Raw genomic sequence first — 26,216 nt, 5'->3', positions numbered from 1 at the left:
GAAATTGCTGGTTATCGTCAAAAGTAACAGGAGTGGGATTCCGAACCCGGCTGCGCCCGATTGCTCCATTGAATTCAAAAAATAATAATTAATTTAGCAGGGGTAATCTTGTCAAATATGTCTAAACTTATACAACTTACAACTCATTCTTCCGCCAAGGGAGATCTTACCGTTTTTGAAAAAATACTACCGGGTGAAATTAAAAGGGCGTTTTATATCTACAATGTTGCATCCGTATCTCAACAACGGGCTATGCACGGTCATCGAAAAGAATCCAATGCCCTGATTGCCGTATCCGGTAAATGCCGGATATTCGTAACCAACGGCAAAGAAGAATCCTATTTTTATCTTACTATGCCGAGTGAATGTCTGGTGATTGAACCCGGAGACTGGCATATAATCGACGAATTTTCGAAAGAAACCATTCTGCTGGTGCTCTCCAACGAAACCTACGATCCATCGGACTACTTTTTTGATCGCCCATGATCCAACACCTCGACCTCAAACAGGTTAACAAACCGTATGCAGAGGCTCTCCAGGCTGCGGCTTGTCGGGTGCTGGCTTCGGGTTGGTATGTGTTGGGGCGCGAAGTAGAAACGTTTGAAGCTGATTTTGCGGCCTATTGCGGAGCAAAACATTGCATCGGCGTAGGCAATGGGCTTGATGCTATTAATTTGATTTTCAGGGCTTTTTCCTTTCCGCCAGGGAGTGAAATCATCGTTCCGGCCAATACGTATATCGCCACCATTCTCCCGATAACGGACCTGAAATTAGTCCCGGTTTTAGCCGAACCCGACCTGCAAACCTATACCCTGACGGCCGCACAGATTGAACCCCTGATCAGTGAAAAGACCCGCGCTATTGTGGTCGTTCACCTATACGGGCGGTGTTGTGATATGGCGCCGATTCAGGAACTGGCCCGGAAACACAGCCTGAAAATCATTGAAGATGCGGCTCAGGCTCACGGAGCAACCTATCAGAACCGCAAAGCCGGGAATCTCTCCGATGCGGCCGCCTTCAGTTTTTATCCCACCAAAAACCTCGGAGCCCTGGGTGATGCGGGCGGGGTCGTCACCAACGACGACGCTCTGGCCCGGCAGGTGCGCCTGCTCCGTAATTACGGCTCCGAGCGCAAATACATTCACCAGATTCAGGGAATGAACAGCCGGCTGGACGAACTGCAGGCTGCTTTTCTGGGGGTGAAATTACCGCATCTCGATGCCGATAACCGCCGTCGGCAAACCATTGCGGGGCGGTATCTGGCTGAGATCCGGCACCCCACGCTCCGGCTACCACCGGCCGACGCCATTCAGAATGATGTCTGGCATCTCTTTGTGGTGCGGCATCCGCAACGGGAAGCGTTCATGGCGTATCTCCACCAAAACCATATTGGCACGGTGATCCATTATCCCGTGGCTCCTCACCAGCAGGATGCGTACACCGAATACCGTCAGCTGGAGTTGCCGCTGACCGAACAAATACACCGGGACGTGTTGAGCCTGCCGCTCAATCCCGTCTTAACAGATGCTGAAGTGGATTCTATCATCGACACAATCAATAAATCACCCTATTGATGCTACTCTCTGTCATTATTCCTGTCTACAATAGCGAACGCACCCTGTTTTCACTGGTGGAATGCCTCACGTACGAACTTGCCGATTATCCCTTCGAGATTGTGCTGGTGAATGACGGCAGCCGCGATGCGTCCGAAGAAATCTGTGAGACCCTGGCCCACACCTATCCGCAGGTCCAGTTTGTGTCGTTGCGCAAGAACTTTGGCGAATTTCACGCCGTAATGTGTGGGTTGAACCACGCCCGGGGCGAATACTGCGTTATTATCGACGACGATTTTCAGAACCCGCCCCAGGAAATCATCAAACTGCTCCGCGAAGCCCAGCAGGGCGATTACGACGTGGTGTATTCGCAGTACGAGAAAAAAAATCACGTTTTGTTCCGGAACATGGGAAGCTGGCTCGTAAACCGCCTGACGACCTGGTTACTCCGTAAACCCGCCGACTTGTATCTGTCCAGTTTTAAACTGATCCGGCAGGAAGTTGTGCAGGAAATCGTTCAGTATACGGGCCCGTATCCGTATATCGACGGCCTGATTTTCCGGACCACCCGAAACATCGGCCGGGTGATCGTTCAGCACCATAAACGCCGGGAAGGCGGTTCGAACTACACAGTCCAGCGACTGATTTCACTTTTTCTGACCATCCTGTTCGGCTACTCCGTTCAGCCCCTGCGCTTGTTGACTACCCTGGGCATCGGCATGATGGGCTTTAGCATCCTGGCGGGTTTGGCCGAAACCATCGGGTCGTTGCTGACGCAACATCTGCCGGCCACCGACCATTTACTCTGGCTAACGGTTTGCCTCTGCGGGGGAATCCAGCTTTTTGGAATGGGCTTACTCGGTGAATACGTGGGCCGACTTTTTATGATGCAAAGTGGTTTGCCGCAGTATGTAGTCAAATCGGAACATTTCAACTATGATCGGGAATCGGAACGAGTACGAAAGTATGTACCAAGTAGAGCGTAAGCTCTGGTGGTATCGGATTCTACACACAAAAGCTATTCGTCAGATTCAAACGCATTTTCCGGCTACCCAATCGATCCGCATTCTTGACGCCGGTTGTGGAACGGGCGGTATGCTCGACGCGCTGCGGCAGGCCGGTTATACTGATTTGCGGGGTTTTGATGCATCGGAAGATGCGGTTTCTTTTGCTCAGGAACGGAAAATCGCGGTTGAACAGCATGATTTGCGGGACATAGCGGCTTTTCATCCCGGCGAAATGTACGATGTGATTATCTGCGACGATGTGCTGTATTTTTTCAGCGATGAACAGATCCGGCATATTCTGGGAGTCTTCCGGCAGCGGCTCCGTCCGGGCGGTATTTTTATCAGCAACAACAACGCATTCAGCGCCTTACGTGGTACGCACGACATTGCGCTGGCCATTTCCCGCCGGTTTGTAAAAGCCGAGATGGCGGACTTCGCCCGGCATACCGGTTTTGCTTTGAACCGCAATGTCTACTGGAATTTTCTGCTGACCATTCCCATTTGGTTCGTGCGGAAAGTGCAGCTTTTCGTTTGGCGGTTGAATCCTGCGCAACCGGTTCATTCCGACGTAAAGCTACCTCCGCCCTGGCTGAATGCGCTGTTCTGGCGGGTGCTTCGTTTGGAAGAACGGTTTTTTCAGGCTCCGCCTTTTGGCAGTTCCGTATTTACCGTCATGCGCTGATGGAAACCGTAGTCTATGCGCTGCCTTTCCGGCTTTTTAGTATGCTTGTGCTGGCTGGCTGGAGTGTCGTGATTGGTCGAAAAGCCCTCATCCCCAATGCTTTTCCCCGGTTTTCCACCCGCACAATGCTGGGGATTTCGTTCCTGCTTTTCATCGGAATCCGGCTGCTTTATGCCCAAAACCGGGAGCATAACGTGGATACCAGCACCTGGATTGCAACCGCTCTAACCGTGGGGCAGGCCGAAGATCCGCTCTATACCTTACTGAATTATTCCGACGGCCGGCCGCTGGCCGTGCTACCGCTGGCCCTTGTCGAACTGGCGGGCATACCCGTTGATTATCGCCTTGCCGACTTGATTGGCGTGCTGCTTTGGTGCCTGACGTTCTGGATTTTCTGGCGACTCTTGAAAAATTACCTCGCCGAAGAACGGGCACTGCTGCTGGTTTGGCTCCCCATTTTGCTTCTGAGTACGGTCTGGAAAAACGATTTTGCCAGTTTCAACTCCGAAAACATGGGAAATCTTTGGTTGATCACCGGGCTTTTCTGGATTCTCCGCGGCAATACCGGATCGGCGGTACGGGCATTTGCGATCGGGTTTTGGCTCGGCTGGTTACCTTTCGTCAAGTTTCAGACCGTGCCGATGGGCCTGGTTTTTGGCCTGTTTGCCGCCTGGAAACTGTACCAAACCCGCCGGTTTGTCAAGGTGTTCAGCCTGGTTGGCGGTGCATTGCTGCCGGTGCTGCTTTTGACTCTTTATTACGGCAGTCGGGATGATCTGACAGCGTTTTGGGGCGATTATTTCAGCAATTATTTTGTCTATTCCTACACCACCGAATATTCCGATTTATCGCCGGCAGAGCGGTTTTCGCCCCTGCATATTGCCAGATACCTCTTTCAATCCTATCAATTTCCACTGTACTGGACCGGTATTTTCGGCGGTATTCTGCTGTATGGCATCGGACTGGTTGTTCGTCGCCCGGTTTCGTTGGCTCCCGAGCAGAAGGAGCGGCTCTGGCTGGGCGGTATCTGGCTGATTGCCAGCTTCTATGCCGTTTTGCAGGCCGGAAACAACTATACGCATTACCTGCTTTTTCTGCTTTTGCCGGGCTTGTTGGTCCTCGCTGTTCTGAGCGAATTGTCCCGTTCTTCGTTCAATCGGAAGATTCTCTTTTTTTGCCTGCTAACGGTTTTAACGCAGGCTTCCGTGAACGGTTTTTTCCGGAAACCGCTTGACATCCATCCGGGCGAGCCCTTATTCCAGAAAATCTCGGCTGAAATCCGGCAACGAAGCCAGGCTGAGGATGGATTGGTGCTGTGGGGCTATGTCGATCGGCTCTATTCGTATACGCGTCGGCCGATGGGATACCGCGCGTCCGACACATTCTGGGTGTATTACCCGACGTCGACGCGGGAATTTCGGATCAAAGAGTTTCTGAGTGACATGGAGCGGAATAAACCCCGCCTGTTTGTGGATGTGCTGTCACCCAGAATCTCGCTGTTTGCGGAGAATGCCTTTGAGTTTGAAAATTTTCCGAGCATCAAAACGTATATCGATCGGCATTATCGGCTGGTGAAAACCATCGAAGATGTGCGGATTTTTGAGCGGAAAAAGGAGTGAATAATGTCGAAACTGATTCCGTTTGTTTACCAGCCCCCGGTTTTAACCGGGGGTTGAACGAAAAAGCGAATTTTAGGCAACTGTTTTAACGGTTTAAGGACTACAAAACCGTTAAAACGGTTGCCAGCACGGCCGTTATTTCTGTTTAGACCCCCGATTTTAATCGTGGGCTGATTGTTCTCCACGGAAATGAAGGTCGGACCTATAAATTAACCGTCTGCTGCCCTTCCTTCAAAACCACCGTTTTTCCTTTCCATTTCAGCGTCCCGGTCAGCCCATCGGGTAAGGTAACGGTGCCTTTCAAGCCGCCGGTTGGCGTTTTGTCAAACCGTACGGCAATTTCCCCGGCGGGGTGTGGCATGGCTCCTTCCGCAAATTGCAGATTCCCCAGATAGGGCGTGATGAGCACCGACGCAAAACCGGGTGAAGCCGGATTGATGCCGCAAACCGTCGACAGAAACTCGTAATTCGGGGATGCACTCCACGCGTGGCAGTCGGAGCGGGTGGGTTCGGGATTTTCGGCAAACGTCGTCAGGCCCATCGCCAGCATGTCGTGCCACGGTTTCAGCATCGGCAGAAACTGATCGGCCATACCGGTTTTTTTCAGCGCCTGAAACAGGTAGAATTTGAAGTAGAAGGTCGCCTGAATCAGGTTTGGCGGTCCGTCGCTACGGTCGGCCATTACCTTCTGCATCAGGACCTTTTGCTGCGCCACCGGCACGGCATCGGTCAGAATGGCCCAGATGTTGGCGTGCTGGCTAAAACCGGTTTTGTCTGGCGTATCGGCCATCAATCCCCGGCCCGCATCCCAGCAGCGGTCGTACACATTTTTGGCCAGCCGGATACCAACCAGCCGGTAATGCTCGGCCTGCTGGTTTTTGCCATAATGATAGAAAACCTGCGAAATCCGCTGCATGGTATAGGCCTGTTGCAGAGTCAGAATGGCCGAACCGCCTTTCCGGGCCCCCTTCGGTACTCCGCCCATGCCTTCGTCCGGCGCATCCCACTTCGACCAGTCGACGAAGTTCCACCATTCCAGCGGGCCGTTCAAGCCGTTGGTCGCCAGCCGTTTTTCGTGCCAGTCCAGCACGCTCGTGATGCCCGGCAGCATGGATTCGACAAACGGATCGTCTTTGCGGTGCATCCAGTAATCATACACCATCGTCACCCAATACAGCGAAAACGGCGGAATGACCTGGAAATCGGCACTCGGGTAGCGGCTTTGCGTCAAACCGTCGCTGAACCGGCTGTGGTCATAGTCCGCGATGGCTTTCCGCATCAGCCGGTCGTCGCCCGTGACGTACAGCGAAATGAACGACTGAATGCGCGTATCGCCGGTATACTGCAATTGCTCGTAATACGGACAGTCGTAGTAGGTTTCACCGGCACAAAGCCGGGCCGTCCGCCAGCCCACGTTCCAGATGTTTTTCAGACTCTCGTCGCTGCTGGCAAACCGGGCTTTTTCCTGAAAGGGGTAGCCCGTAAAATGACCCATCAGGTCGTGAACTTCCAGCGGTTCGCCCCTGGTTTCGATCGTAATCTGCAAATACCGGTAGGTCCGGAACAACAGCGGCCGAAAGGTGCGCTTCTGCCTGGTGCCATCGCCGATAAACTGGTCTTCAAACCCGATCAACTGCTTGCCTTCCACCTGGTTGCGATTGCCTTTTTGCCGTTTGTCGTCCACCATCGCTTCGGCATAGCCCAGCGTAATGACGGCGTCTTTTCCCCGGCTGACGGTTAGTTCGGGAAACGCATTGGTCAGATGGCCCTGATCGAAGAGGATAACGGCTTTGTGGTTGCGGTGAACGGTAAACGAATTCTTTCCCTGCAAAAAATCGTCATCCACATCGACGCCTTCCGCCCGCCGGACCGTCGCCAGCCGTTGCGGAATTTCTTCCAGGAACGGAATCGTTCGCGGCACCAGATTCCAGTTGCCGTCGGTTCCCAAACCACGCGGTTTGGCGGGCCAGCCGATCGGCTTGGCGGGCGTCCAGGCCGCATCGTCGAAGGCCGGTTCTTCCCAACCCCACGGATATTTCGCGGCCTCGACCCGGTCGCCCGCGCCCATGACGATGTAGGTCCGCAGTTTCGGAATGTCGTTAATAACCGGGGAATAGGCCGGATTCTGGTAAATTTTCCACGTGTTGTTGGTATTGACCACCTGCTCGGCGTCGCCATCGCCCTGCACGATAAACCCAAACTGGTAGTGCATCTGCGCAAAAGGCGCGTATTCGGCCATGTAGGTAACCACAGCCGCCAGCGTATTTTTGCCGGCAGTCAGGTATGGAGCAATGTCGACGGTTTCGTAATTCCAGTTTTGCAAATCGCTGCGGGCGGGGCCGGAAACGACGGCTTTGCCATTGACAAACAGCCGGTAGCGGTTATCGCCGGACACATTGATTACGAACCGGGCCGGTTTTTGGGCCAGATCAAAACTCTTGCGGAAGTGATACACGCCATACGCCCGGATGGGCGCCGTCGGGTGACCAATCCACTGGGCTTTCCAGAAGTCGGTTTGCCAGCGGGGATTCGGTTTGGCCAGTTGGGGGGCGGGGGTTTGGGCGAACGTGGTTAAGTATGTGAAAAAACATAACCAGAGCAATCCTGCTTTTTGCATATAAATCGAAATGAAGGGAGTAAATTTCCAGGTATTAGTCAGCCAATAAATCGAGTAACTTCTGATTGATGTAATAGGTAGTACGGCCAATCTTATTCGGTATTAAGATACCGGCACCGGCCAGTTTTTTTAAATAGGCCGACGATGTCTGGCGATGTGCCAAGCCCCTTTTTTCAATCAATTCAATTTTTAGATAAGGAAGCATAAACATAAGCCGCAATAAATCAGGGTTGTATGATGCGCCGAGTGCTTGCCGCGCTTCTCTTTCCAATACGGTCATTAAGTCAAGAATCCGGCGGATTTTGGACGTGGTTAGCTGAGCGGTCTCGGCAATTCCTTTCAGCATGAATACAATCCATTCGGTCCAGTTCTGATGTTCTGTTACCGTGCGAAGCAATCGATAATAATCACTTCTGTAATAGTTCATGTAGCGGCTCAAATACAAAACCGGGTGAGGTAAAAGGCGCTGTTGAACCAGGTAAAGTCCTATTAAAATTCGTCCCGTACGGCCATTTCCATCGAAAAATGGGTAAATGGCTTCAAACTGATAGTGCATCATGACCAGCTTAATCAGCGGGTCTGGTCCCGACGGGTCATTTTCATTGATAAATTGCTCAAGAGCCGATAATTTTTCCCGTATAATATCCTCACAGCAGGGCGGAGTATACAGGATTTCGCCATTTTGGGCATTTCTTAAAGCTGTACCAGGTGCATTGCGAATGGCAGACCGGTTTTGCTTGATGGTCTGTACAACCTCGATCATCGTGTTGGTTACAATGAGGTTCCGCTGTGACTGCATTCGGGCCAGGCCGGTATACATGGCTTCCCGGTAGTTCAACACTTCTTTGGCTGCTGAATTTTCGGATAGTTCGTCAATCGACGCCCGAAAGAGTTCATCCTGGGTCGTTACGATGTTTTCGATCGCTGAACTATCCCGGCTTTCCTGTAATACCAGCGTGTTAAGCAACAACATCGGATCAGGTAAGGTCGCACACAAACCGTTCAGTTCACCTAAATTTCGGGCTGCCTGAATTAAGACTTGAATGATTCGGGCATCATTTAAATCTACTTTCGTCGATAAATTGGGCAACTCGTTAAACGGCTCAGTGGGGTTGTATGCCATTCTGCTTATGTCGATTTTTTGCTAATTTCTCAACATGAGTAGCTGAGTACGTCGAAGATATCGCCATCAAAATTAAGTGATGTCGAGAAAGTAACATAGTTTCGACATGAAATAATTGCTAGTTCCTGTATTCAGGTTTTACAAAGTTGCCATTATTTAGGATAGTTTGATTACCAGGGTGTGCCGTTTTAAGATTAGAGTACGAATCTCGGTTTTTAAGCCAATTTCTTAATACCGCCGTAACCTGATAAATCCTTATTTTTAGCGAATGAAACCACCTCTTCTGACCCCGTTCCGATGGGTCCTCCTGGCCTTGACGTTTCTTCCCGGTTTTGTTGCCAGCGCGCAGCCCGCTCCCAAAACCGCTCTGGGCGACTGGTGGTTCTGGCCCGATTATACGCTGGAACGAAACGCCCGGAATTACCCCGGCCCCCGGAAAGAAAATCCGGTGACACCGGTTGTTGCGGCTACGGTCGAAACACCACCGCTCACCTTTTTTGGGGAAAAACCGACGGAGCGTATCCATAACCTGCTGCCCGCGGTGGCCCTTTCCGGGAAGACGTTTGCCGTTGAACTCTGGCTGCTCAATCACGTCAATGAACCCGTTGGTGCGGTGGTAGCGCTCCGGAGTCGGCAACGGCCCGAACAAGGGAGCTGGCTGCTGGGCTGCTACGGACGAACGATGCTGTTTTCGCTGAAACCAGAGGAACTGGCGCAACTCACGGTCGGCAAAAACCAGCCCAACAGCGGGCCGGAACTGACCACCCCGGCGTCAATCCTGCGAACCGTGCAGGAACGAGGCTGGAAAAAACGCTGGAGCCACCTGGTCGGAACCTACGACGGAACCCGTCTGCAACTCTACCTGAATGGCCGGAAGATCGGCGAAATACCGCAAGCTTCCCTTGCCGCTTCCGAAACCGACTCGCTACAGCTCGAAATGGCGGCTTATCTCAATCACGAGCCGTATATGCAGTGGGGCGATCTGGTTAAAAACGTGCGGATTCACAACACCGCCCTGACGGAACAAGCCATCGCGGGCCGGTTTGCGGAACTGCAACAACTGGTCGAAGACGGACGGTTGTATCCGGATCTGTTTCACTTCAACGCCGGGCCGTACCTGAACGGGGTGCAGCCCGAAAGCATTCGGCTGGTGTGGGAAACGGACCGCCCGGCGTCGGCGGTGATCCGCTACGGTGACCGCCAGCCGTTGAGCAATAGCATAACCATTCCGCTGACCGAGGGCAAAACCCACAACGAGGGCAAGGTGCACAGTTACATTCAGGAAGCCCTCCTGAACGGCCTGAAACCGGGAACGCCCTACTTTTACGAAATTGAAGCGAAGTCGAAAACCGGCGAAACCATTTCGTCGGGCATTCTGACCTTCAGCACCGCCGTGCCGGAAGGGGCGGCTTTTACGTTTGGCGTGATCGGCGACACCGAAGCGCGGCCGCATGTGAGCAATCGTGTGGCGCATCTGCTGTGGGATGAACGGCCCAATTTTGTGCTTCACGTGGGCGACCTCACCGATGGTGGCGAGCAGCCTTTCAAATTCGAGTGGAATCACGAGTATTTTGCCGGTAGCCGGCAGCTCTCGAGCCGCGTTCCATTTTTTCCGGTTCCCGGAAACGGCGAAGGTGATTTATACTGGTACAAACAGTACCACGCGCTGCCCGAACCGAAAGCGTATTACAGTTTCCGGTATGGTGATGCCGAATTTTTTATGCTCAACAGCAACGAACCGAAGGAGTTTGCCCCCGGCGGCAGGCAATACGTCTGGTTGGAAGAACAATTGAAAAGATCGACCGCCCGCTGGAAATTTGTGGCCCACCACCACGCGCCATACTCGTCGGACGAAGACGATTACGGAAATGCCTGGACCCGTTCTACCGATCTGGGCGACGTTCAAATCCGGAAAATCATTCCGTTGTACGAGAAATACGGCGTCGATCTGGTCTTTTACGGCCACTTGCACACCTACCACCGGACACTGCCCATCCGCGAAGGAAAAGTGAACCGCAAAAAAGGCATTACGTATATTCAGGCGGGCGGAGCGGGTGGCAATCTGGAGGATTTTGCGCCCGCCAGAGCCTGGTTTACGGCCAAATCGTTCCGGGGTTACCACTACGGCACGGTAACGCTGGCCGACGGTCACCTGAACCTCAAAGTCTACGATACCGAAGGCCGTTTGAAGGATTACCTCGATCTGGAAAAAGCGGACCGGGATAAGCAATAGGAAGTACTAAATCCGGTCAATCAACTCCGCAACCTTCCGCGCTCCGTTATCGCTCGCGTGTCGCGAGTGATTTGTATTCATAGGGCCTCCGGCCCGATTTGCCCCCGTCTCGAAAGTGACTTTCATTCAAAATCAACATCGGGCCGGAGGTCCTTAGCATAACCATCACTCGCGACACGCGAGCGACAACGGAGCCTCCGGCCCGGTTTGCATCCGGCTCGAAAGCGACTTTTATCCCAGACCAACAACGGGCCGGAGGCCCTATGAATACAAATCACTCGCGACACGCGAGCGATAACGGAAATCTGGAAAAAGCCAACCGGGATAAGCAATAAGAAGTACTAAATCCGGTCAATCAACTCCGCAACCTTCCGCACCGGTTTACCCGCAATATGGTCGATGATGGCTTTGGCGTGGTCGCGGCCGTTTTCGATGAACACTTTTTCGGTATAAATTCCGGCCATGACCGTGCCGCAGACGTACAGGCCCGGCACGTTGGTTTCGAACGTTTCCTTGTCGTAGGTCGGCACCTGAGTTTCGGGATTCAGCTCGACACCGCACTCCTGCAGCAACTCGGCATCGGGAATGTAGCCTGTCAGAATCAGAACAAAATCGGCGGGAAGCTCACTTTCTTCGCCGGTTTGCAAATTCGTCGTGCAAACCCGGCCCGGTTCGATCCGCGTTACGCAGGTGCTGAACCGGGTATGGATTTTCCCTTCCTTCACCCGGTTTTTAACATCCGGCACAAGCCAGTATTTGACGGTTTTTCGGAAATCATCCGCCCGGTGCACAATCGTCACATGGGCGTCGGCGCGGTAGAGTTCCAGAGCCGCTTCCACCGCCGAGTTCGACGCGCCGATGATCACGACGTTGGTAAAGGAATATTGAAACGGTTCGTCGTAATAATGCGTGACGTGCGGCAGATCTTCACCCGGAATTTTCAGCCAGCGTGGTTTGTCGAAATAACCCGTGGCCAGAATGATTTTGCGCGTCTGATAGGTTTTGCCGTCGGTGGTGAAAACGGTAAATAAATCGTCGGTTTTTTCCGGCTGGTCGGCCTCCCCCACAAACCGCGTGACGTGATTCACTTCCGTGAACAGCTTGAAGTTCAGCTTGAAATAACCGGCCACTTTCCGGTAATACTGCAAGGCTTCGGTTCGGTTGGCTTTGACGCCCGCAATCGGAAACGGAATACCGCCAATCTCGATGTTTTCGGCAGTCGAGAAAAACCGCATCATTTTTGGATACCGCCGGATCGATTCCGTCAGGCTGCCTTTTTCCAGAATCAGATGACTCAAACCGGCTTTTGAAGCTTCAATACCGGCTGCCAGGCCGCACGGTCCTCCGCCAATGATAATTACGTCGTACATAGTTCTCGGCCTCTTTAACCGCTTGTTTCAGTTGGATACGTTAAGAATACCAAAAATACCGAAAGAAGTTCGATCAATCGGATATTTTCCCGAAATCACCCGAAAGGCGTTCGATCCTACCGCCCCGGTTGAGGTGTGCGTGATCAAGTTCGGTTTTTATTTCCTCATATTTGGCTTAAATTTGAGTAAACCGGCCTGTGCTGCCGGTCGATTTGTGAGTTAAAACCGGTCTTTTTCCTGTAACGAATGTCGTCTGTACTGATCCTTTTTGCGCATCCCGCCTTAGAAAAATCCAGAACCAACCGGCTTTTGCTGGAGGCTTGTCAGTCGGTGGACCGGGTGACGCTCAACGACCTTTACCAGGAGTATCCGGATTTTGACATCGACGTAGACCGGGAGCAGCGCCTGTTGCTGGAGCATGACTACATCCTCCTTCACCACCCGATGTACTGGTACAGTTCGCCCGCTATGGTCAAACAATGGGAGGATCTGGTGCTGGAACACGGCTGGGCGTACGGACGGGAAGGGAAGGCGCTGGTCGGCAAAAAAATGCTGAACGTCATGACCACCGGCGGACCCCGAAAGGCCTACGAAGAAGTGGGCTATAACCGCTTTACGATCCGGCAATTTCTGGCTCCCTTCGACCAGACGGCGTATTTGTGCAATATGATTTACCTGCCGCCGTTCGTCGTCCACGGCACCCACCGGCTTTCTGAACCGGAAATGCACCGGTATGCGAGTCAGTATAAAAGCCTGTTGACCATGCTGACCACCGATCAGATTGACCTCGAAGACGCCAAAACGCGCCGGTATCTCAACGAATTACTCATCGACTAACCACTGTTATGAATCAAACCGTACTTATTCAGGCTATGGTTTACCTGGCCTCCGGAGTTTTATTTGTGCCGATTGCCAAACGCCTTGGCCTGGGGTCGGTGCTGGGCTATCTGCTGGCCGGCGTCATGATCGGCCCCGCCGTGCTGGGTCTGGTGGGCGATGAAGGCCACGATATCATGCACTTTGCCGAGTTCGGCGTCATCATCATGCTGTTTCTGGTTGGACTGGAACTCGAACCTGAACGACTCTGGAAACTTCGGACGCCGGTCCTGGGACTGGGCGGTTTGCAGGTTCTGCTGACAGCGGTTCTGACCGGCGGACTGGCCCTGACAACCGGTTTGCCGTGGCAGCCGTCGCTGGCGCTGGGCATGATTCTGGCGATGTCATCGACCGCCATTGTGCTGCAAACGCTGAACGAAAAAGGGCTGATGCAAACGGCCGCCGGGCAAAACACGTTTGCGGTTCTGCTGTTTCAGGACATCGCCGTGATTCCCATTCTGGCCATCATGCCGCTCTTGGCGACGTATCCGATGGCTTCCGGACCTGATCATAACGCCCACACCGCGCTGCTTGATAGTTTTCCCGGCTGGTTGCGACCCGTTGCCGTGATTGGTGCGGTCGTTGGTTTGGTGCTGATTGGCCGGTATGTGATGCGCCCGGTTTTTCGCATCATCGCCCGAACCGGGATGCGCGAAGTCTTCATTGCCACGGCTTTATTGATGGTCGCGAGCATTTCGGTTTTGATGGAAATGGTGGGACTTAGTCCGGCGCTGGGCGCGTTTGTCGCGGGCGTGGTCCTGGCCAACAGCGAGTACAAGCACGAGCTGGAAAGTGACATCGATCCCTTCAAAGGGTTGTTACTCGGGTTGTTTTTTATCTCCGTGGGAGCCGCCATCAATTTCGAACTGATCGTTGAAAATCCGCTGCTGGTGATCGGTATCGTAGTCGTTGTTATGGCGGCTAAAGCCCTGATATTGGCGGTATTAGGCAAACTGTTTCGCTTGAAGACGGACCAGAATCTGTTGTTTTCGCTGGGTCTTTGTCAGGTGGGCGAGTTTGCGTTCGTGCTGTTTTCCTTCGCTTCCCAGAACGGTATTCTGGCGAAAGAAACCGTGGATCTGATGACGGCAGTGGTGGCCATCAGCATGGGAATGACTCCGCTGGTTTTCCTGGTCAACGAAAAACTCCTGTTGCCGCGACTGGGGACGAAAGAACTGGTTGATAAAGAGCAGGATACGATTGAAGAAAACAATCCCGTAATCGTGGCGGGTTTTGGTCGGTATGGTAACATCGTCGGGCGGTTTTTGCGGGCCAACAACATAGGAACAACGGTATTGGATTTTGATTCGGACCGGGTCGATACGCTGCGGAAACTGGGCATGAAAGTCTATTACGGCGACGCTTCCCGGTATGATCTGCTGAAATCGGCCGGTGCGGAACACGCCAAACTGATGATTATTGCGTTGGATTCGCCGGAAAAGGCACTGGATCTGGTCGAAACCGTGAAAAAGCATTTTCCGCACCTGGAGATTCTGGTGAAAGCCATCGACCGCGACGATACGTACGACTTTATGGACGCCGGGTTAACCCACGTCTACCGCGAAACCGTTGACAGTTCCCTGCGAATGGGCGTCGATGCCATGACGCTGCTGGGTTTTCGGGCGTACCAGTCGCAGCGGGCAGCCCGGTTGTTTCTCAAACACGACGAAAAAGCCCTGGCCGAACTGGCCGCCGTCCGGCACGATCGCAAGCAGTATTTCAGCAGCGCCCGGCGACGCATCCGCGAACTGGAAGAACTGCTGAGCTCCGACGAAAACGATCGCTGGCTGAAAGATATCGAGGATGGCTGGGACCCCGAATCGTTGCGGAACGAAGTCAAACAGATGAATCCCTAAGAAATAGTCTGTATCATTTGCCTTTCTTTTCACAAAACGCCACCAGCTACTATCCCAAAGGATACCGGTATCCTTTGGGATAGTAGTATCTTTTGTATAGTTGATGCCGGTACTTTTATGGCGAAATAAAATAAGGCACAACCGGTTGACGCCGGAAAGTTGTGCTCTTAATCGAAGCCGCCATGAACACAAAAACGAAACGAATTATCACCCTCATTTTTACGGGTATTGCCAGCGGAATGGTCATACTTAGTGGTATTATGAAACTGACGGGGAGTATAGATGTCGTAAAGACGCTGACCAACGCGGGCGTTGGACCGTATATTTCCTTATTAGGGATCATGGAGATTGGCTTCACGGCTCTTTTCATTTATCCCAAAACCATGAAGCTCGGCTTTATTTTCCTGTGTTGCTACTTTGCCGGAGCGATGGCTGCGGAATTGTCGCACGGAGGTCCGTTGACCGGTGCCATTTTTGTGATGGTCCTGATTTGGGTATCGGCCTTTTTAAGGGACAAAACGGTTTTTTTGCCCTCGGCAATGCAGGGGCAGGTTTGAGGATTACCCGATAGCACATCTCCTTCTGCCCCGATGCCGCAATCGGATTGCGGCAATCGCATTACCGTTTTTTTGTCACAAACGAGTTAAAGCCCCGGCGGGGTGTCCTCCACGAATCAGGACGCCCCGCCGGGGCTTTGTGGCATCTTGCCGGATTTGTCAGCTGTCGGATTGGGCGGATTTTTAAACGGCCCAGCAGCAAACCGGTCCTGGTTGGCGAAAGTAACAGAAGGAACTTATCGCGGCAATTGTTAACTTGCTATAAGAAATAAAGCCGTACCCATTGTGCAACCGCTGCCCCTGACATTTGCTTTCGACGAAGAGACCACCTATTTCGCTGACCTGATTATTCCTGTTCCCATTCCGAAACTGTTCACCTATCGCGTGCCGCGCGACATGGTAGAACGGCTGAAAGTGGGAGCGCGGGTGATTGTTCCGTTCGGCAAAAACCGGGTCTATACGGCAGTGGTGGGGCGCATTCACCACCAGCCACCGAATACCTACCAGGCCAAATACATTCTCGAATTGCTGGATGAATATCCGCTGATTACCGGCTACCAGCTGGAGCTATTTGCCTGGATGGCTGAGTATTACCTCTGCAACATCGGCGATGTCCTGAACGTCGCTTTGCCGTCGGGCCTGAAAATTACGAGCCAGTCGAAAGTGCAGTACAACCCGGATTTCGATTACCCGGAACTGCTGACAGACGACGAAGTGCGCTTGCTGGACGAGCTAAAAAAACACTCGGCGCTGTCGTACGAAGAACTGGGTCGGCTGGTGGGGGAGACCAATGTGCCGAGCACGATTAAACTCCTGGTGGGTAAACGGGCGGTCATCGTTTTTGACGAAGTGCGGGAAAAGTACGTACCAAAAATGGTGCGGAAAGTGCGGCTGAAGGCCAACTACGAAAACCGGGAGCAGGTGCTGGCGCTGATTAACAGACTGGAAAAGTCGCCGAAGCAGCAGGAAGTGGTGATGAAATACCTGAGCTACGTGCCGGTACAGAACAACCCGTTACTAAACCGCAAAGGGCTCGATAAAACCATTCTGAATCAGGACGATGAGGTATCGCAGTCGTCGCTGCAAACCCTGATCAAAAACGAAGTATTTGAAACATTTGAAATCATCGTGCCGCGTTTCGGCGACGAAGATATGCAAAGCGTTGAGGTGAAACTGACTGACATTCAGCAGAAAGCGTGTGATGATGTTGTCAGCCAGTTTAATAATAAAGACATCGTTTTGCTGCACGGTATTACCGGAAGCGGGAAAACGGAAGTCTACATCAACCTCATCCAGAATGCGCTGGAAAGCGGTTCGCAGGTGTTGTATCTGCTGCCCGAAATTGCGCTGACGACCCAGATTGTGGTTCGGCTAAAGAAGGTTTTTGGCGATAAAATGGGGATCTACCACTCGAAGTTTTCGGACAACGAGCGGGTGGAAGTCTGGAAGGGAATTGTGGATGGGCAATACCAGTTTGTGGTGGGCGTTCGATCGGCGGTTTTTCTGCCGTTCGACAACCTGGGGCTGATCATCGTGGACGAAGAACACGAAACGTCGTATAAACAGCACGACCCGGCCCCGCGCTACCACGCCCGTGATGTGGCGATGATGATTGCGCATTGGCAAAAAGCCAAGGTGCTGTTGGGTTCGGCAACGCCCTCCATCGAAAGCTATTACCACGCGCAGCAGGGCCGCTACGGTTTTGTTGAGCTGCTGCAACGCTATGGTGACGCTATGCTGCCCGATATTGTGCTGGTCAACACGCGGCTGGAAAAGCAGCAGAAGAAAATGAAAAATGAGTTTTCGTCAGTCTTGCTCGAACAATTGCAGCAGAACCTGGAGCGCAAGGAGCAGAGCATTCTGTTTCAGAACCGGCGCGGCTACTCGCCGTATCTGCAATGTGAAGATTGCGAATGGACAGGCCGCTGCCCCAACTGCGATGTCAGCCTGACCTACCACATGCGCGATGCCGAAATGCGCTGCCATTATTGCGGCCACAAAGATCCGGTGCCCAAAAGTTGCCCGGCCTGCGGGTCGTTCAAGGTGCGGACGATCGGTTTCGGCACCGAAAAGCTGGAAGATCAGCTTCAGATCGTGTTTCCTGAAGCCCGGATTCAGCGGATGGACCTGGACACGACGCGGGCAAAAAACGCGTATCAGCAGATTATTTCGGAGTTTGAAGGCGGCAACGTCGATATTCTGGTCGGAACGCAGATGATCAGCAAGGGGCTGGATTTCGGCAATGTCAGTCTGGTCGGTATTTTCGACTCCGACCGGATGATTCATTATCCGGAATTCCGGGCCATCGAGCGGGCATTTCAGATGATTACGCAGGTCAGCGGCCGGGCCGGACGTCGCGCCGACCGGCGGGGCAAAGTGCTGATTCAGACCAGCAATCCGCAGCAGGCGGTTTTGCTAAAAATTCTGGAAAACGATTACCGGGGCTTGTTTGAAGAAGAGATTGTGGAACGGGAAAATTACAATTACCCGCCTTTTTCGCGACTCATCAAACTAACGGTTCGGCACGCCGAGCAGAGCATCAGCCAGCAGGCGGCCCAGCGGCTGGTGGCCCAACTGACCGAAAAGCTGGGCGAAGCGCGGGTGCTGGGGCCGGAAGTGCCACTAGTGGAACGCATCCGAAACCAGTATCTGTACACGGTTTTGATCAAACTCGAACGCAGCATCAGCCCCAAAGCCGCCAAGGTTTTCATCCTGGATAAAATCAATGAATTGCTGAGTGACAAGGGGTTGAAAGCCGTCACGGTGGTGGCGGATGTGGATTGTTTGTAGAGGAACCAGATTAACAAGAAATGAGTTTTTCTAAAAAATGCAGCGATGAGTACATTAACCATAACTTTGACCGACGAGCAAGCTGCTCGTTATGGATTGCAATCTGATTCTATGACACTTGATCAACTGGTTGATAAGATCAAAACAGAAGTGGCTCGTGACGCTTTGCATAAGTGTCAAGCCATTGCTGGAAGCAATGGCTTATCAGAAATCTCACTGGATGAAATAAACGCGGAAATTGAGGCTGTTAGGAATGCAAAAACTGGTTATTGATACGAATATTCTGGTTTCTGCGCTTATTTCCCGAAGTTACCCGGCCCGTATAGTCGACGATGTTTTATTAGAAAAAAAGGCGGTACTTGTTTTGTCAGAAGCGATCTGGCAAGAGTACGTTGAAGTGCTTAACAGAGCCAAATTCGCCCGATTTTCCGACTTCAAGAAAAATGCGGAGATTCTGTTATTGAGGTTGGATGAACTGGCTGAAAAAGTGGCACCCACCGAAAAATTAACGCTGATAAAGGATAGCGACGATAACAAATTTTTAGAAGTTGCCGTAGCCGCACAGGCCCATTACCTTATTACTGGTAACTCAAACGATTTTACCTTTAATCGAATACGATCAACTCAAATCGTATCCCCAAAGGAATATTGGGAGAATTACGTTACAGAGCAATAAAGTTTTGCTTATAAGTCTATGATTAACAAGGGGTTAATCCCGTCACGGTGGTGGAGGATGTGGGTTGTTTGTAGCCCCTATCTCCGGTAAAACCCCTGCGGTAAAAGCAGCACGCAAAAAAGCACCTGAAACCGGATCAGGATCCAGTAACAGGAGAGTCTGAAAACCACCAGCGGTTTATTCTGGAACATCATAAAGAGCAGGATCTTCAAGGCCATGAGGGTATTGGCGGGTGCGGATTGAAAAAAATGAGCCATCGTTTTAAGCCAGTGCTTTTCTGAACAATTCTTCCCGACTGCGAAAAATACTCCGGCTTATTTCCGACCCGCAACTCCCTGGACTTTGGGAGCAGAAAGCCCGCAGACTGGTCGGCAGGGCATCATACCGCGCCAAAGCCATCAGCCAGACGGTGCGATCCTGATACGGGGCCAGTAACGCCCGGGCCCGGTTCAGATACCGGTGTTGCCGGGGTTTCCAGACCGGGCGCTCCCCATACACCATTCCTTCGCCATTCAACAGGTTGGGCAGGGCCTGCGGGGGCGCCAGCGGCAGCAGTTCCGCCAGCAGAAAAAGCCCCAGTTCGACGTTCAGCAACCGGTTGGCCAACTGGCCGGGCAGCTCGTGCTGAAACCGGAGCTGGGTCGCCAGCGGTTCCTGCCAGTGCAGCAGAAACGGGCTCAGTTGGCGGGCAAGGGGCGAGTTGGATAGGGGCAGTGCGTTCATGAGTATGTTGTTTACTGTCGGTCAGTTCGACGTTCGATCTATACAAAAATAAACCTACCAGAACGTAATCTTTTTACGTTGTCAACTAATTTATAAATTATTTTTAGCTCAACACTTTCCGCAAAACGGTCAGGCGATTGCGCGAAAAGCCCTCGGTTTTTAACCGGAACCGGGTGCGGTCACAACTGATGTCGTAGGCCTGAAGATGAACCGGCACGGCGACGTATGTTTCCAGCAGATCAAGCCAGCGCGTATCGGGGGTCAGATGGGTTAGCAGAGCCCGACCACGGCTCCGCAGTTTATGTTGCCGGGCTGTCCAGTTCAACCGGGCCGAAAAGGCCGGATCACGGTCGAGTAGCAAACCGGGCAGGGCGTCGGCCGGGGCGCTGGGGAGCAGTTCGGAGAGCAGAAACAGGCCCAGCTCAATGTCCAGAAGCTGGCGGGCCGACAGCCTGACCGACCGGCGGGCGTTGCGTTGAGCCGCCGGAACGGTCGGGGCTGTCGATTGCGGAAGTGAAAAAAGCGCGTTCATAGACTTGTTGTTAGTGGTTGGTTTGGGAATCGAACGCTGCAAAATTGATGGCACCAGAACGTAAACTTTTTATGCTCTTCTGCCGATCTACAAAAATTTTTCACTTTTTTTGTTGGGCTAAAAAATACCTGCTCATGCCCATCACCCGTTCCGCTTTCCAGCGCTACCGCCTGATCGACGAAGTAATCAGCCGCTATCCGCGCCGGTATTCAAAACAGGCCCTGTTTGAACTCCTTCAGGATCGCTGCGGCATTCGGTCGGTTTCGTCGCTGGAAAAAGACATTCAGCGGCTGCGCGAAGACCACGACGCGCCCATTGCCTACGACAAACGCAGCAATGGCTATTACTACACGAATCCGCAGTTTCGGCTATTGCGGCTCATGCTTACTCCCGACGACATGGAAGCACTCGATTACGCCCGGGAGGTGCTGGCCGCGACGCAGGGCGCGTCGGTGGTGGTGGAACTCACGAATGCCCTCCAGAAAGTGCGGCAAAGTCTGGATATTGTCCGGGAAGTGCGGCCCGAAGACGGCAATGGGTTGGGCATGGGCCGGAAAGTAGTGTATGTGGAAGAGAAGATTCTGGGCGGCAACCGGCAGTATGTTCCGGTGCTGATTCGGGCGGTTAATCAGAACCGGCAGGTGTCATTTCAATACCGCAAACACGCCGATCCGGCCGTAGAATCCTCGGATTCGGCCCGAACCCTGCACCCGATTTTGCTGCGGGAAGTGGCCGATAGCTGGTATGTGATTGGGTATGACGCTGTTAGTGGCAAGGAGAAAACCTACGCCCTCGACCGCATGGCCGACCTGGAGATCCTGGACGAACCCTGCGCGGTGCCGCCCTCGGTTCTGGCGTATGTGGCCGAGTTGTTCGACCACATTTACGGCATTACGGACACCACCGATCCGGTGGAAGAAATCGTGTTGTCGTTTACGCCCCTGTTCGGTTATTACGTGAAAGCCAAGCCGATTCACCAGACGCAGGAGGTGCTGCGCGACGATGAAACGGAGTGCATCGTCCGGCTGCGGCTGGCTCCCAACCGCGACCTGCTGATGCACCTGCGCAGTTACGGCGAACACGTCAAGGTGGTAAAACCGGCGAGTCTGGCGCAGACGATTACCGAATCGTTGCGGGCGACGCTGGGGCGGTATTGACTGGAAAAGCTATAAACAGGTCTTATGAGAACTGCTGTATTATTTTGCGTAAATTTGAACCAGACAAATAATAGTATGTTTTCAAATTAAAAAACAATACATTCTGAACCTTTTGGCGGAGTATTGCAATACTACAACTGGTAACAATCCCATTTCCTGCACACGAATGAAAAAAATCCGCCCCGGTGGTTCAACGCCCTTTCTCGTTCTGGTTCTCAGTTTCCTGTTCTTTCAAAGTTCGGGCTTAGAAAATCGATTCCGGAATGCCGGCCAACTGGCTGACGATGGCCCTGAACGTGCTGGCCGAAATGCGAAAACCGGAAAGGTCGCAGCACGGTCTGAAACCGCTGCCGATACGACCGGCTGGCAATTTCCGTGTGACAAAAATTCGATTGAGCGCTACACGGCGTATCGGACCGCCAAACCGCCCGTGATCGACGGGAAACTGGACGAGGAAATCTGGACCAAAATCCCGCATTCACCCCGGTTTGTGGATCTGGTTTCGGGCGGTAAGACGCTACACGACACGCGGGCCGCTGTCTGTTGGGACAAAGAGAATCTTTACGTGGCCTTCTGGGTGGAAGAACCGTATGTCAATGCCAAACTGGCGAATCACAACGATCCGATTTATTCGGAAAATGATGTGGAAGTTTTTATTGCCGGGAAAGACACCTATTACGAATTTGAAATCAATGCGTTAGGGACCCGCTACGAAGCGTTTTTTATCTGGAAAGATGCTTACGAAACCGGCGGTTTTGGTCAGAATCCCCACTTTGCGCTTTCCAATCCGGCGGTGCGGCAATTCAACGGCGTGGGGTTCAAAAAACACCCCCGGGGGCTGCGGTACGGTTCCTGGGATTTCCGCTTTCCGGGCCTCCAAAGTGCGGTTTTCGTCGACGGCACCCTTAATGATAACCGCGACCGGGACCGGAAGTGGACGGTGGAACTGGCCTTTCCGTGGAAAGGGATGGAAGAGCTCGCCAGAGCCGACCACCGGGCATTTCCGCCGAAGCACAACGATCAATGGCGCATGGATTTCTCGCGTTTCAACACCTACAAGGAAGCCGCTCCGTCCACCGATCACGGCGGCTGGGCCTGGAATTCGCACCGCGTCTGGGATTCGCACGTGCCGGAATGTTTCCCGATGATTACGTTTTCGGAGAAGGGGTTGTAGGGGGCGGTGATGTTGTTATAGAGCAGTTTATTACCAACTAATAAACTGCTCTTTTAGTGGAGCATTGAATAACCAACATAATTCACCTCGCCTGTAACGGATATCATTGTAGACTTTGGTGGGTTCACTTTTGTTAAGGCTTACGGTTAAGTCTTTCGCAAAATAGGTAAACTCTTTCATCGAATTTCTAACCCTTTGTGCCTGTACGAAGAGCAGTTGTGTTACAGCATCAACTCCCAAAAAACCATCAACGATGTCGGGAGAAAACCCTTGCATTTTGTCAAAAATAGAATTAGTATGACTGTACGCCATTGTTAAAAGAAAAAGTCGGTGGAAACTGACGCCTAACTTTTTATTAAATTGATGAAATCCAAAATCATTATGAATGTGCATTTCAGGTAATGGTGTGTGATCCAGTAAAGATACAACACGCTTTGCAACAGCAATTGCTATGTGTTCTTTGACCTGAAAGTATTCCTTCCCTGCACAGTACCGATGCTCATGGAGCAACAAATGAATTCGACTTTCCGCTTTTAAAATATCCTCTACTTGATAGGCCATTACTAATCTGAATTTATCAGGAATACTCGTTGATCGACTCAATTCTTCCAGCCGCTTCTCAGGATTATACTCACTTATACCTATCTTCAGTAGATCGTATTTTAGACTTGGATTTGCAGCAATGTATAGATATCCAGGCTTTTTCATATGCTATAAAATTGATTTCTAATTAGCTATTTTATCTCTTAAAAAGTCAATTAAAGACAACTCGAGGCATCTTTTAGTAGCGCTTGGTTCAAAATAAACCTATCATAACGGAATCTTTTTCTGTTGTTCTAATTTTTTGTACGAATTTTCTAACTAATCTTCTGACTTATAGAGTTGTATTGAAGAAATATAAATTCTATTGCTTCAGCAAGCGGCTATCTATCGGAAAAGGAGCATTCTCAACCACTTTTGCATCTTTTCGAAACCCGGGATGAAGCGTATGCAATAAATAATTACGGGACCGGCTTACGATGGCCGATGGAACCGATACCGTCAGGACATCGGGTTGCGTTAGCCAGTTTGATAAATGGGTTTGCAAGGTCTCGTAATGCGTATCATTTTGCCAGTCGCGGGGTAAATCGGCGAGTGTGACCGTTTGGTAGGTATCCGGTATATCCAGTACCAGCAAATGAAAGTCGGGGATAAATACCGGATTCAGGTGGGCTACGATTTCCAGCAGGGCCAATTCTGGTGTAGCCGAGGTGTATAAAATTGGATAGCCCTTGGGGTTCCAGCGTCCACCGGCCCGGCGGGCTCCTTCGGCAGATAGAGGATCGGTAAAGTAAGTACTTTTATAAATTCGATAAACCAGCATAAACTACCTGTTTCTTAGGCGTATACGCCGTATTCAATCCGGGTTAGGACGTCATCCACCAAACCAAAACCACTGATGGTGGTCAATAACTGTATGGGGGCCTGCCCTTTTAATTCGCGCAAGGGGTAGCGTAGCCAGTCGGCCAGGGCATCGGCCCGGTCGTCGAAGACCAGCAGGCCATGAGCCGCCAGGTTTTCCAATAACAACAACCGTTCGGAAGCCTGAGCATCCAGCCGTCCATCACGGCGGAAACGATGCAGGGTGCGTTCGGCAATTTGCAGAATACCGGCCAGTTCTTTCAGCGAGAGATTCAGCAACTGAGCCAGTTGATCGACCTGTTGTGTCGGGACCCCCTGTTGAGCCTGCTCGATGATCGTAAAGCCTGATGCTTGTTGCGGTTGATACAAGGGTGCTTTTCCTGCCGGGGTTACCGAACGGCGACGAGCTGAGGAAGAAGTAGGATGAGTTGCTATAGCCATAGGTTCGCTGCTTTTAGTAAAAGTAGCTGTTTTTTGGCAGTTATGCAATTGTTAATTGGCAGTTAGTTGGACAGAAGTAACAGGAGTCTGTTGTACTAACGAGTGGGCAACCTGAAAGAGAAATAGTGGCTAAGTGCTGTTAAAGAGCAGGTTCAATTAGATTATCTCAAGGCTTCCACCGTCTTTTCAGAATAACTATCCAACTGCTCTTCTTCAACTATCTTGACGTGCGGCAAATCGGTCAGGAGTTGAACCGCCTGGTCGTACGGTTTGTATAATCCCCGGTCTTTTGGACGAGCCACCAGCACATCGAAACGGGCGTTGTGGGCATCGGCATAGGGCGTCAACAGCGTAAATTGACCGAAGTTTAGGGTGGCTTTTTCGTGGATGGATGATTCTAACTTCAGGTCGAAACTAACCGGTTTTACTAAATTATACGTGCCGTTCTGCCAGGCAAAGGGAAACTTATACGTAAAGCTCGAACCTTCGGGTTTGATCGTGAGCGGATTGGTAAAGGCGTCACGCAACAGAGAACTATTCAAGCGTCGCCGAAGCCGTTTTTGGTATTCTTTCAATAAATAACTCTCATCATGGTGGGTACGGTATCCGTCCTCATCATAAAACGAAAGGTATAATTTATAAAATTGATTGCTGATGGCGGACAAATCGTCGGTGTAGAGGACGGCGGTTTTTAACTCGCCAAATTGCAGGGCACTGCTGTCACGAATCAGGATTTCGTTATCAATGAGTTGACGAGGATGTTCCTCATAGTTGGCAAAGATTTCCGGCTGTTTGGATAATTGACTCGTCCGGGCTGCAATGCCCTTGAAGTAAGACCGGATCGTTTTCTCAGCAAACTTAGGATACAGTTTTCTGATGCGACCTAGGCGTTCGGGATGGATAAAAACCGCCTGTCGTTGCTCAGGGAACAGGAGCAATACCCCAACGTTCAACACCTCACCCAGCGATTGGGCGTACCGGTATTGCAGGATGCTATAGTAGAAGACGGAATTCACGCGATCAAGGTCGTTAAAAATTTACAAAATGCTCCGGCACGGGCTTTGGTTTGTGAGAGGTGTTCCCGAATAACAGCGTAATTCCCGATTTCAATCCCCGCGTAGGTTAAATCTGAGGCAGCGGCATCCAAAGCGTTGAGCGACAGATTTTCCAAAAAATATTGAAAGGTTTCGAAAGCACCTGCCTTGTCGGCAGCAGGCATCCGTTCGAGCAAAGGGTAGAACAGATGATTATAATAAGGGTAGAACCATGCACTTCGTTCGAACGAAGGCATTACATAGTCATCTGATGATAGCGTATCATTGGCAAATGGAAAAATCTGTTCATGGTCTATCAAAATTAGCGTATCATCATCAATCAACAGATTGGGCTTGTTGCGGGCTCCGCCCCGATCAAGGTTCCAGATCAGATTATCGAATGCAAAGATACTACCTATCTGGTAGCTTTTCAACAAGGATCTTTGCTGTCTGACATCAACGATTGGAGCATTAGGTATTTCCACACTTCCAAACTTCAACCCGTCCGGAATTTCGTTTAGCCGTAATGCCTCTCGTTCGGGGAGGTCATGTATAAATGCATCGCCAAATTTAACCAGAGCAAATTCAGGTACATTTAAGTCAAATTCCTGAGCCAATACATTGCCGAATGCTTCCTTTGCCACCGGATGCAATTGCTGCGTTTGCTTTTCAGTGAACAGTTTGACTACATAGGGTGTAATCTTACCCTGATCGTTCACCTGTACTAGCCACGGCTTTGTGGAGCCGCCGGAGCGGATTGGGCCGAGGTAGGAGATGGCTTCGAGGATTTTCAAG

25 protein-coding genes are annotated in these 26,216 nt (G+C 51.7%); 14 read left to right on the top strand and 11 right to left on the bottom strand.

Annotation, left to right across the window (positions count from 1 at the left end; translation table 11 throughout):
* Nucleotides 1-117: 117 nt before the first annotated feature.
* The 5 genes from EHT87_RS12685 to EHT87_RS12665 are packed head-to-tail and all read left to right on the top strand — an operon-like array spanning nt 118 to nt 4,861.
* A complete protein-coding gene (locus EHT87_RS12685) occupies nt 118-486 on the top strand; it encodes a sugar 3,4-ketoisomerase (protein WP_124906986.1) in 369 nt (122 codons plus the stop codon).
* Entirely contained in the window at nt 483-1,574 is a 1,092-nt protein-coding gene (locus EHT87_RS12680) for a DegT/DnrJ/EryC1/StrS family aminotransferase (protein ID WP_124906985.1), read from the top strand. The genes EHT87_RS12685 and EHT87_RS12680 overlap by 4 nt, the downstream gene beginning before the upstream one ends.
* Complete coding sequence (locus EHT87_RS12675; RefSeq protein ID WP_124906984.1) at nt 1,574-2,539, top strand: glycosyltransferase family 2 protein; 966 nt, start codon at nt 1,574-1,576, stop codon at nt 2,537-2,539. Before EHT87_RS12680 ends, EHT87_RS12675 begins: the two co-directional genes overlap by 1 nt.
* Nucleotides 2,520-3,242: a class I SAM-dependent methyltransferase gene (locus EHT87_RS12670; RefSeq protein ID WP_185716201.1), complete on the top strand. Its 723-nt coding sequence runs from the start codon at nt 2,520-2,522 to the stop codon at nt 3,240-3,242. Before EHT87_RS12675 ends, EHT87_RS12670 begins: the two co-directional genes overlap by 20 nt.
* A complete protein-coding gene (locus EHT87_RS12665; protein WP_124906982.1) occupies nt 3,242-4,861 on the top strand; it encodes a hypothetical protein in 1,620 nt (539 codons plus the stop codon). Before EHT87_RS12670 ends, EHT87_RS12665 begins: the two co-directional genes overlap by 1 nt.
* A 202-nt stretch (nt 4,862-5,063) precedes the next feature.
* On the opposite strand, the gene EHT87_RS12660 is transcribed toward EHT87_RS12665, so the two are convergent.
* Complete coding sequence (locus tag EHT87_RS12660; RefSeq protein WP_124906981.1) at nt 5,064-7,478, bottom strand: family 78 glycoside hydrolase catalytic domain; 2,415 nt, start codon at nt 7,476-7,478, stop codon at nt 5,064-5,066.
* 34 nt (nt 7,479-7,512) lie between these two features.
* On the bottom strand, nt 7,513-8,601 hold the full coding sequence (locus EHT87_RS12655; RefSeq protein ID WP_124906980.1) for a Fic family protein: 1,089 nt from the start codon (nt 8,599-8,601) through the stop codon (nt 7,513-7,515).
* Nucleotides 8,602-8,869: 268 nt separating this feature from the next.
* On the opposite strand from EHT87_RS12655, the gene EHT87_RS12650 reads away from it, so the two are divergent.
* Entirely contained in the window at nt 8,870-10,834 is a 1,965-nt protein-coding gene (locus EHT87_RS12650; protein WP_124906979.1) for a metallophosphoesterase, read from the top strand.
* 341 nt (nt 10,835-11,175) lie between these two features.
* Here the strand turns inward: EHT87_RS12650 and EHT87_RS12645 are convergent, their stop codons facing one another.
* A complete protein-coding gene (locus EHT87_RS12645) occupies nt 11,176-12,204 on the bottom strand; it encodes a YpdA family putative bacillithiol disulfide reductase (protein WP_124906978.1) in 1,029 nt (342 codons plus the stop codon).
* A 246-nt stretch (nt 12,205-12,450) separates the two neighbouring features.
* Here EHT87_RS12645 and kefF point away from each other — a divergent pair, with 246 nt between their 5' ends.
* The 6 genes from kefF to EHT87_RS12615 all read left to right on the top strand — a co-directional run bounded on the left by kefF (nt 12,451) and on the right by EHT87_RS12615 (nt 18,959).
* Nucleotides 12,451-13,041 carry a glutathione-regulated potassium-efflux system oxidoreductase KefF gene (kefF, locus tag EHT87_RS12640; RefSeq protein ID WP_124906977.1) on the top strand — a complete coding sequence of 197 codons (591 nt, stop codon included), beginning with the start codon at nt 12,451-12,453 and terminating at the stop codon, nt 13,039-13,041.
* A gap of 8 nt (nt 13,042-13,049) precedes the next feature.
* Complete coding sequence (locus EHT87_RS12635) at nt 13,050-14,936, top strand: monovalent cation:proton antiporter-2 (CPA2) family protein (protein WP_124906976.1); 1,887 nt, start codon at nt 13,050-13,052, stop codon at nt 14,934-14,936.
* Nucleotides 14,937-15,118: 182 nt separating this feature from the next.
* Nucleotides 15,119-15,493: a DoxX family protein gene (locus EHT87_RS12630; protein WP_124906975.1), complete on the top strand. Its 375-nt coding sequence runs from the start codon at nt 15,119-15,121 to the stop codon at nt 15,491-15,493.
* 285 nt (nt 15,494-15,778) lie between these two features.
* Complete coding sequence (priA, locus tag EHT87_RS12625; RefSeq protein WP_262707749.1) at nt 15,779-18,283, top strand: replication restart helicase PriA; 2,505 nt, start codon at nt 15,779-15,781, stop codon at nt 18,281-18,283.
* Nucleotides 18,284-18,328: 45 nt separating this feature from the next.
* On the top strand, nt 18,329-18,556 hold the full coding sequence (locus EHT87_RS12620; protein WP_124906974.1) for a hypothetical protein: 228 nt from the start codon (nt 18,329-18,331) through the stop codon (nt 18,554-18,556).
* Complete coding sequence (locus EHT87_RS12615; RefSeq protein ID WP_124906973.1) at nt 18,537-18,959, top strand: putative toxin-antitoxin system toxin component, PIN family; 423 nt, start codon at nt 18,537-18,539, stop codon at nt 18,957-18,959. The genes EHT87_RS12620 and EHT87_RS12615 overlap by 20 nt, the downstream gene beginning before the upstream one ends.
* Before the next feature lie 77 nt (nt 18,960-19,036).
* Here EHT87_RS12615 and EHT87_RS12610 read toward each other — a convergent pair whose 3' ends face one another.
* From EHT87_RS12610 to EHT87_RS12600, 3 genes are all read right to left on the bottom strand, one after another.
* Complete coding sequence (locus EHT87_RS12610) at nt 19,037-19,216, bottom strand: hypothetical protein (RefSeq protein ID WP_124906972.1); 180 nt, start codon at nt 19,214-19,216, stop codon at nt 19,037-19,039.
* A 4-nt stretch (nt 19,217-19,220) separates the two neighbouring features.
* On the bottom strand, nt 19,221-19,682 hold the full coding sequence (locus tag EHT87_RS12605; protein WP_124906971.1) for a pPIWI_RE_Z domain-containing protein: 462 nt from the start codon (nt 19,680-19,682) through the stop codon (nt 19,221-19,223).
* A 103-nt stretch (nt 19,683-19,785) separates the two neighbouring features.
* Nucleotides 19,786-20,214 (bottom strand): pPIWI_RE_Z domain-containing protein, encoded by a 429-nt coding sequence (locus EHT87_RS12600; protein WP_185716200.1) that lies wholly within the window; start codon nt 20,212-20,214, stop codon nt 19,786-19,788.
* A 134-nt stretch (nt 20,215-20,348) separates the two neighbouring features.
* Between EHT87_RS12600 and EHT87_RS12595 the strand changes: the two genes are divergently transcribed.
* Both EHT87_RS12595 and EHT87_RS12590 read left to right on the top strand, forming a co-directional pair.
* Complete coding sequence (locus tag EHT87_RS12595) at nt 20,349-21,371, top strand: helix-turn-helix transcriptional regulator (RefSeq protein ID WP_124906970.1); 1,023 nt, start codon at nt 20,349-20,351, stop codon at nt 21,369-21,371.
* 166 nt (nt 21,372-21,537) lie between these two features.
* The gene (locus EHT87_RS12590; RefSeq protein WP_124906969.1) at nt 21,538-22,545 is read left to right on the top strand and encodes a carbohydrate-binding family 9-like protein; all 1,008 of its coding nucleotides are present in this window, start codon (nt 21,538-21,540) and stop codon (nt 22,543-22,545) included.
* 30 nt (nt 22,546-22,575) lie between these two features.
* On the opposite strand, the gene EHT87_RS12585 is transcribed toward EHT87_RS12590, so the two are convergent.
* The 5 genes from EHT87_RS12585 to EHT87_RS12565 all read right to left on the bottom strand — a co-directional run bounded on the left by EHT87_RS12585 (nt 22,576) and on the right by EHT87_RS12565 (nt 26,215).
* Nucleotides 22,576-23,253: a GIY-YIG nuclease family protein gene (locus EHT87_RS12585; RefSeq protein WP_124906968.1), complete on the bottom strand. Its 678-nt coding sequence runs from the start codon at nt 23,251-23,253 to the stop codon at nt 22,576-22,578.
* A 196-nt stretch (nt 23,254-23,449) separates the two neighbouring features.
* Nucleotides 23,450-23,908, bottom strand: a complete 459-nt coding sequence (locus tag EHT87_RS12580) for an RES family NAD+ phosphorylase (protein WP_124906967.1) — start codon at nt 23,906-23,908, stop codon at nt 23,450-23,452.
* 14 nt (nt 23,909-23,922) lie between these two features.
* Complete coding sequence (locus tag EHT87_RS12575) at nt 23,923-24,387, bottom strand: Xre family toxin-antitoxin system antitoxin (protein ID WP_124906966.1); 465 nt, start codon at nt 24,385-24,387, stop codon at nt 23,923-23,925.
* A gap of 161 nt (nt 24,388-24,548) precedes the next feature.
* Nucleotides 24,549-25,403, bottom strand: a complete 855-nt coding sequence (locus EHT87_RS12570) for a DUF3037 domain-containing protein (RefSeq protein WP_185716199.1) — start codon at nt 25,401-25,403, stop codon at nt 24,549-24,551.
* Nucleotides 25,400-26,215, bottom strand: a complete 816-nt coding sequence (locus EHT87_RS12565; RefSeq protein WP_124906964.1) for a HipA family kinase — start codon at nt 26,213-26,215, stop codon at nt 25,400-25,402. The genes EHT87_RS12570 and EHT87_RS12565 overlap by 4 nt, the downstream gene beginning before the upstream one ends.
* Nucleotide 26,216: the final 1 nt, after the last annotated feature.

The organism is Larkinella knui, from assembly GCF_003858645.1.
GTDB classification, from domain to species: domain Bacteria; phylum Bacteroidota; class Bacteroidia; order Cytophagales; family Spirosomataceae; genus Larkinella; species Larkinella knui.
The sequence above is the reverse complement of the archived record's forward strand: the minus strand, read 5'-3'. Positions and strand labels throughout refer to the sequence as shown.